The 14,894-nt window shown below is 66.1% G+C and carries 18 protein-coding genes and 2 tRNA genes; 13 read left to right on the top strand and 7 right to left on the bottom strand.

Annotated features, from left to right (window positions below; translation table 11 throughout):
• Positions 1-73: 73 nt before the first annotated feature.
• Positions 74-424 carry a DUF5615 family PIN-like protein gene (locus tag TVNIR_RS17370; protein WP_043739906.1) on the bottom strand — a complete coding sequence of 117 codons (351 nt, stop codon included), beginning with the start codon at positions 422-424 and terminating at the stop codon, positions 74-76.
• Positions 421-666 carry a DUF433 domain-containing protein gene (locus TVNIR_RS17365; protein ID WP_015260384.1) on the bottom strand — a complete coding sequence of 82 codons (246 nt, stop codon included), beginning with the start codon at positions 664-666 and terminating at the stop codon, positions 421-423. The genes TVNIR_RS17370 and TVNIR_RS17365 overlap by 4 nt, the downstream gene beginning before the upstream one ends.
• 415 nt (positions 667-1,081) lie before the next feature.
• On the opposite strand from TVNIR_RS17365, the gene TVNIR_RS17360 reads away from it, so the two are divergent.
• On the top strand, positions 1,082-1,354 hold the full coding sequence (locus tag TVNIR_RS17360) for a hypothetical protein (protein ID WP_015260383.1): 273 nt from the start codon (positions 1,082-1,084) through the stop codon (positions 1,352-1,354).
• 275 nt (positions 1,355-1,629) lie between these two features.
• On the opposite strand, the gene TVNIR_RS17355 is transcribed toward TVNIR_RS17360, so the two are convergent.
• The 3 genes from TVNIR_RS17355 to TVNIR_RS17345 form a co-directional block, all read right to left on the bottom strand.
• Positions 1,630-1,705 (bottom strand) — tRNA-Thr (locus tag TVNIR_RS17355).
• A 49-nt stretch (positions 1,706-1,754) separates the two neighbouring features.
• Entirely contained in the window at positions 1,755-2,195 is a 441-nt protein-coding gene (locus TVNIR_RS17350; RefSeq protein ID WP_015260382.1) for a Fur family transcriptional regulator, read from the bottom strand.
• 156 nt (positions 2,196-2,351) lie between these two features.
• Positions 2,352-2,425: transfer RNA gene (locus TVNIR_RS17345), tRNA-Gly, on the bottom strand.
• A gap of 59 nt (positions 2,426-2,484) precedes the next feature.
• Here TVNIR_RS17345 and thiS point away from each other — a divergent pair.
• The 3 genes from thiS to trmB are packed head-to-tail and all read left to right on the top strand — an operon-like array spanning position 2,485 to position 4,277.
• Entirely contained in the window at positions 2,485-2,700 is a 216-nt protein-coding gene (thiS, locus tag TVNIR_RS17340) for a sulfur carrier protein ThiS (RefSeq protein WP_015260381.1), read from the top strand.
• 58 nt (positions 2,701-2,758) lie between these two features.
• A complete protein-coding gene (locus tag TVNIR_RS17335) occupies positions 2,759-3,565 on the top strand; it encodes a thiazole synthase (protein ID WP_015260380.1) in 807 nt (268 codons plus the stop codon).
• A 4-nt stretch (positions 3,566-3,569) separates the two neighbouring features.
• Positions 3,570-4,277 carry a tRNA (guanosine(46)-N7)-methyltransferase TrmB gene (trmB, locus tag TVNIR_RS17330; protein ID WP_015260379.1) on the top strand — a complete coding sequence of 236 codons (708 nt, stop codon included), beginning with the start codon at positions 3,570-3,572 and terminating at the stop codon, positions 4,275-4,277.
• Positions 4,278-4,311: 34 nt separating this feature from the next.
• Here trmB and TVNIR_RS17325 read toward each other — a convergent pair whose 3' ends face one another.
• Positions 4,312-5,166: a universal stress protein gene (locus TVNIR_RS17325; protein WP_015260378.1), complete on the bottom strand. Its 855-nt coding sequence runs from the start codon at positions 5,164-5,166 to the stop codon at positions 4,312-4,314.
• Positions 5,167-5,402: 236 nt separating this feature from the next.
• Here TVNIR_RS17325 and TVNIR_RS17320 point away from each other — a divergent pair, with 236 nt between their 5' ends.
• The 9 genes from TVNIR_RS17320 to TVNIR_RS17280 all read left to right on the top strand — a co-directional run bounded on the left by TVNIR_RS17320 (position 5,403) and on the right by TVNIR_RS17280 (position 14,030).
• Positions 5,403-7,241, top strand: coding sequence for an SLC13 family permease (locus TVNIR_RS17320; protein WP_015260376.1), 1,839 nt, complete (start codon positions 5,403-5,405; stop codon positions 7,239-7,241).
• A 35-nt stretch (positions 7,242-7,276) separates the two neighbouring features.
• A complete protein-coding gene (locus tag TVNIR_RS17315; protein ID WP_015260375.1) occupies positions 7,277-8,167 on the top strand; it encodes a phosphoribulokinase in 891 nt (296 codons plus the stop codon).
• 91 nt (positions 8,168-8,258) lie between these two features.
• Positions 8,259-8,714 carry a hypothetical protein gene (locus tag TVNIR_RS17310; protein WP_015260374.1) on the top strand — a complete coding sequence of 152 codons (456 nt, stop codon included), beginning with the start codon at positions 8,259-8,261 and terminating at the stop codon, positions 8,712-8,714.
• Entirely contained in the window at positions 8,711-9,841 is a 1,131-nt protein-coding gene (locus tag TVNIR_RS17305; RefSeq protein ID WP_015260373.1) for an FIST signal transduction protein, read from the top strand. Before TVNIR_RS17310 ends, TVNIR_RS17305 begins: the two co-directional genes overlap by 4 nt.
• 22 nt (positions 9,842-9,863) lie before the next feature.
• Entirely contained in the window at positions 9,864-10,898 is a 1,035-nt protein-coding gene (locus TVNIR_RS17300) for an NADP(H)-dependent aldo-keto reductase (RefSeq protein WP_015260372.1), read from the top strand.
• Between the two features lie 116 nt (positions 10,899-11,014).
• Positions 11,015-11,422 carry a c-type cytochrome domain-containing protein gene (locus TVNIR_RS17295; RefSeq protein ID WP_015260371.1) on the top strand — a complete coding sequence of 136 codons (408 nt, stop codon included), beginning with the start codon at positions 11,015-11,017 and terminating at the stop codon, positions 11,420-11,422.
• Between the two features lie 210 nt (positions 11,423-11,632).
• The gene (locus tag TVNIR_RS17290) at positions 11,633-12,409 is read left to right on the top strand and encodes a hypothetical protein (protein ID WP_015260370.1); all 777 of its coding nucleotides are present in this window, start codon (positions 11,633-11,635) and stop codon (positions 12,407-12,409) included.
• A 56-nt stretch (positions 12,410-12,465) separates the two neighbouring features.
• Positions 12,466-13,278 (top strand): TatD family hydrolase, encoded by an 813-nt coding sequence (locus TVNIR_RS17285; RefSeq protein WP_015260369.1) that lies wholly within the window; start codon positions 12,466-12,468, stop codon positions 13,276-13,278.
• Positions 13,275-14,030 carry a tRNA threonylcarbamoyladenosine dehydratase gene (locus TVNIR_RS17280; protein ID WP_015260368.1) on the top strand — a complete coding sequence of 252 codons (756 nt, stop codon included), beginning with the start codon at positions 13,275-13,277 and terminating at the stop codon, positions 14,028-14,030. Before TVNIR_RS17285 ends, TVNIR_RS17280 begins: the two co-directional genes overlap by 4 nt.
• Positions 14,031-14,107: 77 nt before the next feature.
• Here the strand turns inward: TVNIR_RS17280 and TVNIR_RS17275 are convergent, their stop codons facing one another.
• Positions 14,108-14,830 (bottom strand): lysophospholipid acyltransferase family protein, encoded by a 723-nt coding sequence (locus TVNIR_RS17275; protein WP_043739904.1) that lies wholly within the window; start codon positions 14,828-14,830, stop codon positions 14,108-14,110.
• Positions 14,831-14,894: the final 64 nt, after the last annotated feature.

Below are 14,894 nucleotides of genomic sequence, written 5' to 3'. Positions count from 1 at the left end.
GACCGCACCGGACTGGCTTGAGGAGGCAACCCCGGAGCGGCTTGGGGCAGCGTCTCGTTCCCAGGCAACGAGGTCAACGCGGATGACGAATGCGCAGTCGGCCCGGAGTCACGGTGATCAGTGCGCCTTGCTCCAGTTCCTCGCCATGACGGTCAAGCACGGCCAGCGTCGATGAGGCATGTTCCGACAGGCTCAGGCCAGACAAGCGCAGGATACCGGCGTGAGGAGCACCCTTCAGTATCGCGAGTTCCCCGAAATCCTTGTCGAGGGGCAGCAAGACGCGGCGTTGCTTGTGCGCGTACGCGAGAACAGCACCGTCGCCAGGATCTTGCGGCCAGTCTCCACACCATTCCACGTCGTGCCCTGCAGCCGTCAAGGCCTGTTTCAACTGGCCAGCAACGCAGGAATCGAGCAGAAACCTCAAGCGGCGGTCCGCGCAATGAAGGGCTCCACACGCTCATGCTCGACCATCCGGTGTGCATAGGTCAGGCAGGCACGGATGTCTTCCCACTCGAGCCAGGGGTAGGCGCCAAGGATGGCCTCCGGGGTGTCGCCCGCCGCCAGCATGCCCAGCACGTGCTCGACCGCGAGTCGGTGCCCACGGATGATCGGCTTGCCGCCGAAGATGTCCGGATTGACCGTGATACGCTCCAACAGATTCTCCATCGCGTATCTCGCCAAGGGGTGACTGGCTACCTTTCTAGTCTGCCGCCAGGTGGCGAGTCAACCAGGCCTCGTCCAGGCGCATCCCAGAGCTTGGAAAGGGTTCCGCCGAAGAACGCTGTTTTCGTTACGGGTCGCACGTCAAAGCGGAGCCTCTGAGCACTCTGTCGGATCGCGTTTCCCGCGATCATCTCTGGATGGCACAAGCGGGCAGCCACTGTCTGCTTTCTTCGTGGGCTCTTGCATGTGAACGTGGATGAGGATTTTCTTGATAATGGCCACGGACCCTGGGTTGTTCTGGATCCATAAGCAGCCACACCCGGATGATCTGTGACTGCCCGGTCAGGGCCGTGAAGCGCGCCCCGCGTGCGCAGGGGGCTCTCTCGGCGTCAGCACGCTGCGCACGAACCGGCTGAACTTGCCCGAGTGGGTCGATCGGGTGCCGGAGGTCGTGCCGGGCTATTCGGATCGGATTGTCTCGAAACTGGCGCATGAAGCCCACCTGAAGAAGCGCACCCTGACCAACTGGTACAACCAGCGGCCGACTTGGCTGGATCACGCGCACCGGGGTCTGGACGAAGCGGTGGCTGCGGCCTATGGGTGGACGGATTACACGCCCGACATGCCGGACCCGGAGATCCTGTCCCGGCTGCGGGCGTTGAACCTCGAGCGATCGAGCGACTGGCAGTAGCGGCGCTGGCAACGATTGTTGGGCGTTCCTTCATCCTGCGAGACCGGCCTGAGTGACCGGTTGCCGCCAGCCCCGCCGACCCTACCGGCCCCGGCCGCTGTGCCGGGGTTTTTCGTTGGGGGCGCGGGACTCGCGCCGGTCTAGGGCGCTGGCTTGGCTCTCCCGGTATCTGGCTACGCGGAAGCGCATGTAGACGAAAATCGGCTACACAGTGGCTACACGGACATCGGAAACAAAAAAGGCCACCTTGTCCGGTGGCCTAAGTGTTTGTTCTATGGTGCCGACGCGCAGAATCGAACTGCGGACCTGCCGATTACGAATCGGCTGCTCTACCAGCTGAGCTACGTCGGCGAGGAGCGAATGATAGCCGAGCGTACGGCCTGACAACAACGTTGCCGCGTCAGGATGGTTTGCGCGGAGCGACCCGGATGACCACGTCCACGCCCACGATCTCGAGCCCATTCGCCAGGGTCGGGAGGCCGGCTACATCGACCTGGGCCGGAGGCACGTCCTCGAGCCGGCCGGTATCCGTGTAAAAGAGGTGGTGGTGCGGATCCAGGTTCGAGTCGTAGAAGCGCTTTGCGGGGTCGATGATCACCTCGCGCACCAGGCCGTTTTCGGCGAACAGCTTTAGGGTGTTGTAGACCGTGGCTTTGGACACGCGGCTGGCCTGCCGGCTGAGCTGGGCGAGAATCTGTTCGGCACTGAGGTGCTGATGACGCGCGAACAACAGCGACGCGATTTCGATTCGCTGCTCGGTGGGGGAGATGCCGTGGCGGTCGAGCAGGTCGACGGCCTGCTCCCGCGGAAGACGCTCCACGCTGTTCTGTGACACGCTCATGGCAGGAGCATATACCAGCAGGTTAGACAAAGTCTAGTTCGTATTAAGGGGTCGCCCAGGGCGCGCAAGGCATGCGCAAACAGTCCGCGCGGTCGATCGCGAGGACGGGGGGCAGGTGGTAGAATTCGCGCATGGGTGCGCAGGTGAACCGAGAGATGGAGCGGGTGAAGGGAATCGAACCCTCGTCATCTGCTTGGGAAGCAGAGGCTCTACCATTGAGCTACACCCGCGTCGGCCCGCTATTGTATGCGCTCGATGTCCGACGCTCAACGCGCAAACGGGTTGCACCATGCAGATCATCCTGAACGGCGAGCCCTATACGTTCGCACCGCCGGCGGATTCCGGCGCGGCGACGCTCGGTCAGTTGCTGGCCCTGCTGGATCTGGCCGGGCGCCGGTTGGCCGTGGAGGTGAACGGCGAACTCGTCCCGCGAGGCGAGCATGCGACGTTCCGGCTGTCGCCGGAGGACCGTGTCGAGATCGTACAGGCCATCGGGGGCGGATGATCCGCCCCGTCACCGCCGGGCCGCAGCCCGGCCCAGAACCATCAACGCAGGGATCCGCATGACCGCTGTTGCTGCAACCGACGCTGCCGACACCTTCCGGGTCGGCGATCGAACCTTTGTCTCCCGCTTGTTGGTCGGCACTGGCAAGTACCGGGATCTGGAGCAGACCCGGCTGGCCATCGAGGCCAGCGGTGCGGAGATCGTGACCGTCGCGATCCGCCGTACCAACATCGGCCAGACTCCGGGCGAGCCGAACCTGCTCGAAGCGGTGCCGCCGGATCGGTACACGCTGCTGCCGAACACCGCCGGCTGCTACAGCGCCGACGAAGCGATCCGCACCTGCCGCCTCGCCCGGGAGCTGCTGGACGGTCACAGCCTGGTGAAGCTCGAGGTGCTGGGTGATCCGAAGACCCTTTATCCGGATAGCTTCGAGACGCTGAAGGCCGCGGAGATCCTGGTGGCCGAGGGGTTCGACGTGATGGTGTACACCACCGACGATCCGCTGCTGGCACGCCGCCTGGAGCAGGCCGGCTGCAAGGCGGTGATGCCGCTGGCGGCGCCGATCGGTTCCGGTCTCGGCATCCAGAACCGCTACAACATCCGCGAGATCGTCGAACAGGCGGGGGTCCCGGTGCTGGTGGACGCCGGTGTCGGCACCGCGTCGGACGCCGCGATCGCGATGGAACTGGGCTGCGACGGCGTGCTGATGAACACCGCGATCGCGGCGGCCCGTGATCCGGTGCGCATGGCGGGAGCGATGAAACACGCGATCATCGCCGGGCGCGAGGCCTTCCTGGCCGGGCGCATGGCGCCGCGGCGCCATGCCAGCGCGTCGTCACCGGAAACCGGCTACTTTTTTACCTGAACCGATGACGGGACCGGCCTCCGATCGGCTCGCTGTCGAGCGCCGGCGGGTGCGCAGCTTCGTGTGTCGCGAGGGTCGCCTCACCACCGGTCAGGCCCGTGCGCTGGAGACCCTCTGGCCGCGGTACGGTGTCGACCCGGGCGACGCGCCATTCGATCGCGCGGCGCTGTTCGGGCGCTGCGCTCGGGTCACGCTGGAGATCGGTTTCGGCAGCGGCGAGAGCCTCGCACGGCAGGCAGAGCAGGCACCGGAGCAGGACTTCATCGGGATCGAAGTGCACCGGCCGGGGGTCGGCCATCTCCTGGTCGAGATGGAACGCCGGGGGCTGGAGAACATCCGCATTTTCGACCGGGACGCGGTCGAAGTGCTCGAGCGCTGTATCCTTCCCGCGAGCCTGGACGCGGTTCAGATTTTCTTCCCGGATCCCTGGCACAAGAAGCGGCACCACAAGCGCCGGTTGATCCAGCCGGATTTCGTGCGGCTGCTCGCTTCGCGCCTGCGCCCCGACGGGCTGCTGCATATCGCCACCGACTGGGACGATTACGCGGCCCACGTCCAGGCCGTGATGGGTGTCGAGGACGGCGGGTTCCGGCCGGAAGGTCCGCAGCCGCTGCCCGCGCGGCCGGAGCGGCGGCCCGAGACCCGGTTCGAGCGCCGCGGCCTGCGTTTGGGCCACCGGGTCCACGACTTCCTGTTCAGGCGCAGGGGCTGATCCCCGCGCATCGAGGCGAGGCCGCGGGCGGGCCTCAGGCGGAGGCCTTGACTACCAGCACCGGGGATCGGGCGTTGCCGATTACGCGTTCCGAGACGCTGCCCATCAGCAACCGGGAGAGCCCGGTGCGGCCATGGCTTCCCACCACGATCAGGTCCGCGTTGCGGCGCGTCGCCACATCGGTGATCACTTCGTCCGGCCGGCGCCCTTCCTCGCGCAGGGCCTCGATGCCGATCCCTTCCGTCTCGGCCGCTTTGCGCACGCGTTCCAGTGCGGCGTCCGCCTCGGTCCGTTGTTCTTTCGTGCCATCGGGCGGCGCTACCGTGACCACCGTCAGCGGCAGGTTGCAGCGCCTGGCCAGGCGCACCGCCGAGTAGGCGGCGGCGTCGCCGAGCCGGGATCCGTCGGTGGCGACCAGAATGCGCTGTTCGGGCATCTGCGTTCCGCGGGGCACGACCAGCACGCTGCACGAGGCCAGCCCGATGACCTTGGCGGTCGAATCGCCGACCATCAGCCGGGCGAGGTCGCTGCGGGCGCGTCGGCCGATCACGATCACGTCGGCATGCTTTTCGTCGGCGACTCGCACCACTTCGTGGTAGGGGTCGGCGCCGTGCCGCAGGATCGTCTCGACGTGTATCCCGTCGGCGCGAGCCTTGCCCGCGAGTGCATCGATCTGTTTCTGGGCCTCTGTCTCGGCCTGCTGCACGCGGTCGGGCACCAGCGCCTCGTATTCCGGATTGGTCAGCACGACCCGGGTCACCAGGAGTTGCGCTTCGCAGTGTCGGGTCATGTCCACCGCGGCTGTTTCGGCCGCCGCGCTGTATTCGGAACCATCGGTGGCCAGCACGATGGTCTGGAACCGGCCAACGGGGGAAAGTTCTTGCATCATCACGCGACTCCTCAGTTCCACGGAATCTCACGAGAATACCTGAGCCCAGGCGGATCGGCACTCGCTCCGAGGTCCGCAATCGCTTCGGGTGGGGTGCTGGCGGGCGCTCGCTCGGGGCTGTGTCTTTGCTTCGCACCCCCAGTAATGAAATAATTTCCCGTTTCCGCGGCCGCAGCGGTCGCGTTGCCCGAGGCCACCGGTCGCGGTCGCGGGCCTCCCGAACGCCAGGAAACGTCATGGAGAATCTCACCCTGACCACGGACATGATCGTGGTGCTTGCCCTGCTTGCGTTCACGATCTTCCTGTTCGTGTCCGAGGTCGTGCGAGTGGATGTCGCTGCGGTGTCGGTGATGGTTCTGCTGGGGCTGCTGAGTCTGGTGCCCGGGCTCGGGGGCATTACCGACGCCGACCAGCTGTTCGCCGGGTTCGCCTCCAATGCCGTGATCTCGATCATCGCGGTGATGATCATCGGTGCGGGCCTGGACAAGACCGGAGTGATGCACCGCGTCGCGGCATTCATCATGCGGGTGGGGGGGGCTACGGAGCAGCGGATCATCCCGACTGTATCCGGCACCGTGGGCGTGATCTCGAGCTTCATGCAGAACGTTGGTGCCGCCGCGCTGTTCATGCCGGTCATGAGCCGGATCTCCAACCGGTTGGGGATCCCGCTGTCGCGTTTGCTGATGCCGATGGGCTTTGCCGCGATCGTCGGCGGCACGATCACGCTGGTCGGTTCCAGCCCGCTGATCCTGCTGAACGACCTGTTGCCGGAGGGCATGGAACCCTTCCATCTGTTCGACGTAACGCCGATCGGGCTCGCGCTGCTGGCGTCTGCGATCGTGTACTTCGTGGTGTTCGGGCGTTTCGTGCTTCCGTCGGCGGATACCAAGGGCAGCAGCGGCGAGAATACGGCAGAGTATTTTCAGCGGGTCTATGGGCTGAACTACCAGATCCGCGAGGCCAACGTCGCGAGCGACTGCGACCTGGTCGGGTTGACCGTGGCCGAGATCGAACAGCGCTTCGGCATCGTGATCATCGGCAGTCACCTGAAGGGCGACCTGCGCATGGGCCCCTGGAGCGGATATGAACTCGAGGCGGGTCAGGATCTGGCCGTGCTCGGCTCCCCGGAGGCACTGGGCCGGTTCCTGGATGCGACCGGGATCCGCCCGCGGCGCGAGCTGAAGGTGTTCGCGGATGCGATGGCCCCGGGCAAGTCCGGGGTGGCCGAGGTGGTCATCGCCCCGGGTTCCAGTCTGATCGGCAAGACCGTGACCGACGTCGCGATGCGCCGCACCTACGGCTTGTCCGTGCTGCGGCTGCAGCGGGGCGAGGAGCCGATCCGGGAAGGCCTGCGTGACGTGCCCTTGCGCGGCGCCGATACCCTGGTGGTGCACTGCGACTGGGAGTCCCTGGCCCGCCTGGAGGGCAACCGTGACTTCGTGATCGTGACCAGCGACTACCCCCGGGAGCAGCTGCGTCCCAGCAAGGTGCCGCACGCGCTTGCTTTCCTCGCGCTCGCGCTGGGCATGATTCTGTTCACCGACCTGCCGCTGTCGGTATCGCTGCTGACCGGCGCGCTCGGGATGATTCTGACCGGCGTGCTCGACATCGACGACGCCTACCGCGCGGTGAGCTGGAAGACAGTGTTCCTGCTGGCCAGTCTGATCCCGCTGGGTGCGGCCGTCGAAAATACCGGTACCGCGGCCTGGATTGCGCAGAACACGCTGGATCTGCTCGGGCAGGTCTCCCCCTGGGTGCTCCAGGCGACGATCTTCGCCTTGGCCACTTTTTTCACGCTGGTGATGTCGAATGTGGGCGCGACCGTGCTGCTGGTGCCGCTGTCGATCAACTTCGCGATGGCCGCCCAGGTCGCGGGCATGGAAGCGGATCCGCGGGTGTTCGCGCTGACAGTGGCGATCGCCACCTCGAACTCCTTTCTGATTCCGACGCACCAGGTGAACGCGCTGATCATGGGCCCGGGCGGCTACCGAGTGAAGGACTATCTCAGGGCCGGCAGCATCATGACGCTGCTGTTCATGGTCGTGGCGCTGGTAATGCTCAACATCGTTTTCTAGGTATCCTTTGCAACCATCCTATCGAGGAGAGACTCATGTCGCAGAAACATCCCGTCATCGCCGTCACTGGATCCTCGGGTGCCGGCACCTCCACCGTGAAGCGTTCGTTCGAGAAGATCTTCGAACGCGAACACATCCGGCCGGTCGTGATCGAGGGCGACAGCTTCCATCGCTACGACCGTCAGGCAATGAAGTCCGCGATGCAGGCTGCGGAGGCCGAGGGCAACCGGCACTTCTCGCATTTCGGGCCGGAGGCGAACCTGTTCGGACGCATCGAGGAGCTGTTCCGTACCTATGGCGAGACCGGCCAGGGCCAGAAGCGCTACTACCTGCACTCCGACGAGGAGGCGGCCTATCACAACCAGCGCCTCGGTACCGATCTGGGTCCCGGCCAGTTCACCCCCTGGGAGGAGATCGAGCCGGGCACCGACCTGATGTTTTACGAAGGCCTGCACGGTCTGGCCGCGGATGGTGAAGTCGACGTTGCTCGTCATGTCGACCTCGGGATCGGCGTCGTGCCGATCGTGAACCTGGAATGGATCCAGAAGATCTTCCGCGACAACGAGGAGCGCGGCTACAGCGCCGAGGCGATCGTCGACACCATCCTGCGGCGCATGCCGGATTACGTGAAGTACATCACTCCGCAGTTCTCCCAGACCGACATCAACTTCCAGCGCGTACCGACGGTGGATACCTCTAATCCGTTCATCGCCCGCGATATCCCGACACCCGACGAGAGCCTGGTGGTGATCCGGTTCCGGGATCCGAAGAAGTTGGGAACCGATTTTCCCTACCTGCTGAACATGGTGCACGACTCCTTCATGTCGCGGCCGAACACGCTGGTCGTGCCGGGTGGCAAGATGGGTCTGGCGATGGAGATCATCCTGGCCCCGATCATCCACGACATCCTCGACCGCCGCGGCTGATCGCTCCGAAGCCCCGCACCAGCGGGGCTTTTTTTCGGAGGCGCGAATGCTCGTTTAGGATCCAGGGCAAGGCATCACCGGAGATCGCCGGTTGTTCGGATTGCTCCATGACTGGCCCGCCCGGCAACTCGAGTGGGTGCGTGCGCGATTTGCCGGGCACACATTGATCGTGCACCGGGGGTTCCCCCGGGGCTGGCTGAAGGAGCAGTTGCGGCAGCCGGGCGGCGGTGGTCATCTGCGGCTGGGCTCGCGCCGGCTGCCGGCCCTGCGGCCGACTCCGATCGAGTGGCTGGCGCAGGGGCAGGTACTGCCGCTGGGGTTGCCGCTGCTGCTGCGGATCCGCGAACGCGACGCACGCGTCCGGCACCTTCACCGGCGGGTCGGACCGGTGCACCCCTCCGAGATCGCCTGGTTCCTCGATGAACTGGAAGAACGCCACCACGCCTGGCTGCGCTTCCTGCGCGGGCCGGGGCGCATCGAAACCCTTGCCGGTATCGCTATGGATGACAACGAGGTACCCACCATGCTGGAGCACCCGACCGGATGATCGCTTCCTCCCCCTTTCGAGCCGCTGCAGCGACTGCGAGCGAGCCGGCCGTGCTGGCCCGGTCCCTGGCCGACGCGCTCGCGCTGCCGGCGCCCGATTCCGGAACCCGAATCGGGCTGCTGTACGTCTCGGACTCGATGGCGCGCCACGGCACAGAACTGCTGGCCGCCCTTCGCGACGCCACGGGCGTGCACCAGTGGGTGGGTGCTGCGGGCGTCGCGCTGATCGCCAACCGGCGTGAATACTACGAGAGCCCCACCGCGGTGGCGATGGTGGGGGAACTGCCTCAGCACGAAGTACGGGTGATCGGTCCGGGTGTACAGTCCTTCGAGGCTTTGTGCGAGCGCTTGCAGGGGTTTCTGGGTCTGGACGACCCCGGGCGCCTGATCCTGCATGCCGACCCGGGCTTTACGGGCCTGGAGGATCTGTTGACCCGGGTCGATCGCGAGACCGCCTGGTTCTGCACTGGAGGGGTGGGATCGGGGCAGGGAGAAGTGGTGCAGTTTGCTGGAGAGGTGGTCAGCGGCGGGGTCTCCGGCCTGGCCCTTCGGGGCTCGGTTCCCCTGGCGGCCCGGCACACCCAGGGCTGTTCCCCGCTGCCCCGACAGTACCGGTTGAGCGAGACCTGGCGCAATATCATCGTGAAACTGGATGACCGTCCGGCGCTGCCGGTCTTCCGTGAAGTGATCGGCGACGTGCTGTCCCGGGATCTGCGTCGTGCGCTGGGGTACATCCACATCGGTCTGCCGATCAGCGGCTCGGATACCGGCGACTACCGCGTGCGCAACATCATCGGCATCGATCTGGACCGGGATCTGCTCGCTGTCGGCGAAATGCTCAGCCAGGGCAGCAACATCCTGTTCGTCCGCCGCGACGGGCAGGCGGCGCGCGAGGATCTGGAGCGCATGCTGGCAGAGATCCGCGCACAGTCCGGCAACGCGATCCGCGGCGGCGTCTACGTGAGTTGCCTCGGTCGGGGGCGCTACCAGTTCGGCGACGAGGGCGCGGAACTCGCGATCGTCCAGGACGCGCTGGGCGAAGTGCCGCTGGTTGGGTTCTTTGCCAACGGCGAGATCTTCGCCAATCGCCTGTATGGCTACACCGGAGTGCTGACCCTGTTCACCTGAACCTGACGTCGAGGGATCCGCAATGCAATACCGAACGCTCGGAAACGCCGGGATCGAGGTCAGCCTGATCGGGCTGGGCACGATGACCTGGGGCGAACAGAACACCGAGGCCGAGGCCTTCGAGCAGCTCGATTATGCGCTCGAGCAGGGCGTGAACCTGATCGACGCCGCGGAGATGTACCCGGTACCCCCGCGGGCGGAGACTCAGGGGCGGACCGAGACGTACATCGGGCGCTGGCTGCAGGCCCGCGGCTGCCGTGACCGGATGGTGTTGGCCACCAAGGTCGCCGGGCCCGCCGACATCCCCTGGTTGCGCGGCGGCCCGCAGCTGGTGCGCGATCAGATGGAGCGGGCGCTGAACGACAGCCTGCAACGCCTGCAGACCGACTACGTGGATCTCTACCAGGTGCATTGGCCTTCGCGCAGCACCAACTTCTTCGGCCAACTGGGATATCGGCACCAGTCCGAAGAAGCCGCAACCGGGATCGCCGAGATGGCCGCCGTGCTGGAAGATTTCGTCCGGCGCGGGCGCGTGCGCGCGATCGGGATCTCCAACGAGACGCCCTGGGGCCTGATGCAATGGCTGCGCGCGTCGGAGCAGGGCACCGCGCCCCGGGTGGCCAGCATCCAGAACCCCTACAATCTGCTGAACCGAAGTTTCGAGGCCGGGCTGGCGGAAATGGCGATCCGCGAACGGGTCGGCCTGCTTGCCTACTCGCCGCTGGCCTTCGGAACACTGACGGGCAAGTATCTCGGGTCGGTACGGCCAGCCGGTGCGCGGCTGACCCGGTTCGAACGCTTTTCGCGCTACAGTAATCCTCAGGGAATTGCCGCCACTGAAGAGTACGCGGCGCTGGCGCGGGCGCACGGGCTGACGCCCGCGCAGATGGCGCTGGCATTCATCAACCACCAGCCCTTCGTGACCAGCAACCTAGTCGGGGCCACGAGCGTTGGGCAGCTGGCGGAAAACATTGCGAGCGTCGACCTGACCCTGGACCATGCGGTGCTCGCCGGTATCGAAGAGATCCACGCCCGGTTCACCTATCCCTGCCCCTGACGGCGCCAGGCGACTGCGCGTTCCTCTTGCCCATCCTATTAGCTGGGACTAATATTCAACGGTTGGTTCTGACTTCGGGCCGGCACTCGATCCCCATTCTGCAGAGAGGCAAGTCGATGGAAAGCAAGACACCGAACCCGATGCCCAGCGCGCTGCGTCTCGGCCTGGCGGCGGCCGGCCTGATGCTGGCGGGCGCGACGATGGTCGGCTGCAGCGACCCGGTGGTGAGTTTCAGTGCACAGGTGCAGCCGATTCTCGACAACCGCTGCGTGGAATGTCACACGCCCGGGGAGCGCGGCTACGAGGAAAGCGGTCTCGAACTCGCCAGTTACGAGAGCCTGATGAAAGGGACCCGCTACGGACCGGTGGTCGAACCGGGTGAGCCGCTGATCAGCGTGCTCAACCAGCTGGTGGAAGGCCGTGCCGATCCGTCCATCTCGATGCCGCACGAGCGCCATCCGCTGCCTGCCTCGGAGATCGCCCTGCTGCGCGACTGGGTCGCCCAGGGCGCGAAAGACAACTGATTCTCCGTGCCGGCGCCGGCCTGGGGGCTGCGCTTCACGCCCGGCCTTGTCCCCGGGCGCCGGTGCCGCGCCGGCCGCATGTTCGGGTAATCATGAAAAATACCGTATAAACCGAAAGGAATCGCGTCCGTTTGGCTGAAAATTTGCATCTCCGAATATGGCGGAGTGCTTATACAATAGCCCCGTCACCCATACGGAAAAGGACGCTTCATGAATTCGATCCCGTTCCCCGATCTGCCCCGGCTACCGCTTCCGGTCCGGGTACTGTTCACTGGCTACCTGCTCGCCATCGGCGTGGGGCTGTTGATCGCAGGCGCCCAGATTATGCTCACCCACGGGATGGCCGACGGAAAGCCTGGGCTGTCGATCGATGACATCGTCTACAGCTACCACGGAAACCGTACCAACACTCGCCTCGAGTCGGCGCTGAACGGTTCCATGAAGGGGTATGCGCCCGACGAGGAGCGCCAGATCCTGATCGACTGGGCTCGCCGGGGTGCCCCGGCGAGCGACTGGGAGCCGACGATCCAGCCGATCGTCCAGCAGTACTGTGTCGCGTGTCATTCCACGATGCCCGGGATCGCGGACTACAATCATCTCGCAAACCTGCAGGAACGCGCAGAGATCGATACCGGCCCCACGGTGGCCAGCCTGACCCGCGTGTCGCATATCCACCTGTTCGGCATCAGCATGCTGTTCTTTGGCGTCGGCCTGATTTTCGCGTTTGCGCGGGGTTTCGATCCGATCTTCAAATCGCTGCTGATCGTCGCGCCGTTCGCGTTCCTGATCATGGATGTCGCTGCGTGGTGGCTGACCAAGTGGCAGCCCGGCTTCGGGTGGCTCGTCATGTTCGGTGGATTCGGCTACTCGGTGGCGTCGACCGTGATGATCTTCACATCGCTGTACCAGATGTGGCTGCTCCGGGTCCCGGAGGCCGAGCGTCAATGGGATACGGCCCCCGCGGCGGAGGTTTCAAGCCACCGCTGACCGTCGGACCCGCGCGGCGCGCTGATCCTCGTCCCCGCTCAAGGTAGAATTCCCGAATGAACCGGGTTCCGCTACCTCTGATCGACACGCACGTGCACCTTGATGTCGAGGCATTCGACGCGGATCGAGACGCCACGTTAGCACGGGCCCGGGCCGCCGGCGTGGCGGCCCTTGTGCTGCCGGCGATTACCCGCGGCTATTGGCCCGGTCTGGACGCGCTGGCAAATGCGCATACCGACCTGTTCCCCGCCTACGGGCTGCACCCGGTGTTCGTGTCCACGCACGCGGATCACGATGTCGAAGCCCTGGACCGTTGGCTGGATGACCACCCGGCGGTTGCAGTCGGCGAGATCGGCCTCGACGGCTTCGTGGCCGACATCGCCACCGGCGCGACCTGGGAGCGGCAGAGGGAACTGTTCCATGCGCAGCTGGACGTGGCCCTGAACCACGGGTTGCCGGTGATCATCCATGCCCGGCGCGCGCTCGACCAGGTGCTGAAGGCGCTGCGTGTCCGGCCGGGCCTGTCCGGGATCATCCATAGCTTTTCGGGCAGCCGCCAGCAGGCCGACCAGGCGCTCGGCCAGGGGTTCTGCCTCGGCTTCGGCGGCCCGGTCACCTATCCCCGCGCCAAACGGCTCCGGCGGCTGGTCGCCGAGTTGCCCGAGACGGCGCTGGTGCTCGAGACCGATGCCCCGGACCAGCCTTCCGTGAGCCACCGCGGCGAACGCAACGAACCGGCGTTCCTGCCGGAGATCGCGGACTGTGTCGCCGGATTGCGGCGCGTGTCCGTTGACGAGATCGCCCGCCTGAGCAGTGCCAACGCACGCCGCATTCTGCATCTGCCCATGCCGGCAGCGGCCTCGGCGTGATCGATCCGGAGGGACCTTACGCCGAGCGCACCCGGCTGCTCGTGGGCGCGGACGGACTCGCGGCGCTGCGGCGCAGTCACGTCTTTATCGCGGGACTGGGCGGCGTCGGCAGCTACGCGGCCGAGGCCATCGCCCGGGCCGGGATCGGGCGGATCACGCTGCTGGACCACGACGCGGTCTCCCCATCGAACCTGAACCGGCAGCTGGTGGCGCTGCGCTCGACGCTGGACCGCCCCAAGGTCGAAGTGATGGCGGCCCGGATCGCGGACATCGATCCCGGGATCGACGTGCAGTTCTCGACCGTGTTTCTGCGTCCGGATGGAATCCGGGATCACGTGCCCGTGGATGCGGACTACGTGATCGACTGCATCGATTCCATTGCCTGCAAGGCAGCACTCGTGGCCGCCTGCCAGGCCCGCGGCCAGCAAGTGATCTCCAGCATGGGTGCGGGTGGTCGCCTCGATCCCACGGTGATCCGGGTTGGACCGCTGGTCGCTACGCGGATGTGCCCGCTCGCTCGCCAGATGCGAAAACGCCTGAAACGGATGCGTGCCAGTCTCGAATACCCGGTAGTGTATTCGCTGGAACAGCCGCGCAAGGGCACCGAACATCGCCCGATCGACGGTCCGGTGCCGGGGAGAGCACGGTCGGTGAACGGTACGATCTCCCACCTGCCTGCGCTGTTCGGTCTGACCGCCGCGGGCTGCGTGATTCGAGGCCTTCTCGACCGGGATCGGACCGCACCGCTGTAGCCGCCCCACCACGCCCCTCGCGCAACAGGCAGAAAAGCCCCTGCCAGTCGCGGGAGAGGGGCTGGGGAGGGGGAAAGTCACGCCCTGCGCTCCAGGCGCGCAACCTCGGACTCGATCCAGTTTTCGACCTTGGCCAGGATCGCTTCCGGTTCGCGTCCCTCGCTCGCGATCGGTGGTCCGACCACCACGTCGATCACCCCCGGGTGTTTCACCAGGCTGCGCCGGGGCCAGAAGCTGCCGCTGTTGTGCGCGATCGGGATCACCGGGTAGCCACTGCGCGCCGCCAATACCGCGCCGCCGATGCGGTAGCGGCCGCGCTCTCCAGGCGCCACCCGCGTCCCCTCTGGAAAAAGGACCACCCACAGCCCGCGCCGAAGGCGATCGGTCCCGGCCTCGACCAGCGCATCGAGCGCACGGCGTCCCGCCTTGCGGTCCACCGGGACCGGGTCGACCATGCCGATCGCCCAGCCGAAGAAAGGGATGCGCATCAGTTCCCGTTTCAGCACCCAGACCTGCGGTGGCAGAATCTGCTGCAGGGCGATCGTCTCCCAGGCCGACTGGTGCTTGGCCATCACGATCGCGGGCGTCGGCTGCAGCAGGTTCGCGGCACCGTAGACCCGATGGCGCAGGCCGCAGGTCACGCCGAGCCACCAGACATTGAACCGGGTCCACTGGGACAGCGCCCGGTAGCGACCATGCCATCCGAACGGCAGCGCCAACGGCGCGACCAGCAACCCGAAGACGATTGTCGAGCCGGCGAACCCGACCCAGAACGCGATGGCGCGGAGCCTCGGCAGCATCAGCGATCTTTCCGGAACCGTCGGTGGCGGGCGGTGGCCTCGGTGCCGGGCCCATTCTGCTGCA

This window comes from Thioalkalivibrio nitratireducens DSM 14787, assembly GCF_000321415.2.
GTDB classification, from domain to species: Bacteria; Pseudomonadota; Gammaproteobacteria; order Ectothiorhodospirales; family Ectothiorhodospiraceae; genus Thioalkalivibrio; species Thioalkalivibrio nitratireducens.
Note: the sequence above shows the minus strand (reverse complement) of the source record. Positions and strands in the feature narration are given on the sequence as shown.

Coding starts and splice junctions, on each gene's coding strand:
- TVNIR_RS17365 (WP_015260384.1), bottom strand. CDS start 666: ATGGAGAATCTGTTGGAGCGTATCACGGTCAATCCGGACATCTTCGGC.
- TVNIR_RS17350 (WP_015260382.1), bottom strand. CDS start 2,195: ATGAGCGTGTCACAGAACAGCGTGGAGCGTCTTCCGCGGGAGCAGGCC.
- thiS (WP_015260381.1), top strand. CDS start 2,485: ATGCAGATCATCCTGAACGGCGAGCCCTATACGTTCGCACCGCCGGCG.
- TVNIR_RS17335 (WP_015260380.1), top strand. CDS start 2,759: ATGACCGCTGTTGCTGCAACCGACGCTGCCGACACCTTCCGGGTCGGC.
- trmB (WP_015260379.1), top strand. CDS start 3,570: ATGACGGGACCGGCCTCCGATCGGCTCGCTGTCGAGCGCCGGCGGGTG.
- TVNIR_RS17325 (WP_015260378.1), bottom strand. CDS start 5,166: ATGATGCAAGAACTTTCCCCCGTTGGCCGGTTCCAGACCATCGTGCTG.
- TVNIR_RS17320 (WP_015260376.1), top strand. CDS start 5,403: ATGGAGAATCTCACCCTGACCACGGACATGATCGTGGTGCTTGCCCTG.
- TVNIR_RS17315 (WP_015260375.1), top strand. CDS start 7,277: ATGTCGCAGAAACATCCCGTCATCGCCGTCACTGGATCCTCGGGTGCC.
- TVNIR_RS17305 (WP_015260373.1), top strand. CDS start 8,711: ATGATCGCTTCCTCCCCCTTTCGAGCCGCTGCAGCGACTGCGAGCGAG.
- TVNIR_RS17300 (WP_015260372.1), top strand. CDS start 9,864: ATGCAATACCGAACGCTCGGAAACGCCGGGATCGAGGTCAGCCTGATC.
- TVNIR_RS17295 (WP_015260371.1), top strand. CDS start 11,015: ATGGAAAGCAAGACACCGAACCCGATGCCCAGCGCGCTGCGTCTCGGC.
- TVNIR_RS17290 (WP_015260370.1), top strand. CDS start 11,633: ATGAATTCGATCCCGTTCCCCGATCTGCCCCGGCTACCGCTTCCGGTC.
- TVNIR_RS17285 (WP_015260369.1), top strand. CDS start 12,466: ATGAACCGGGTTCCGCTACCTCTGATCGACACGCACGTGCACCTTGAT.
- TVNIR_RS17275 (WP_043739904.1), bottom strand. CDS start 14,830: ATGCTGCCGAGGCTCCGCGCCATCGCGTTCTGGGTCGGGTTCGCCGGC.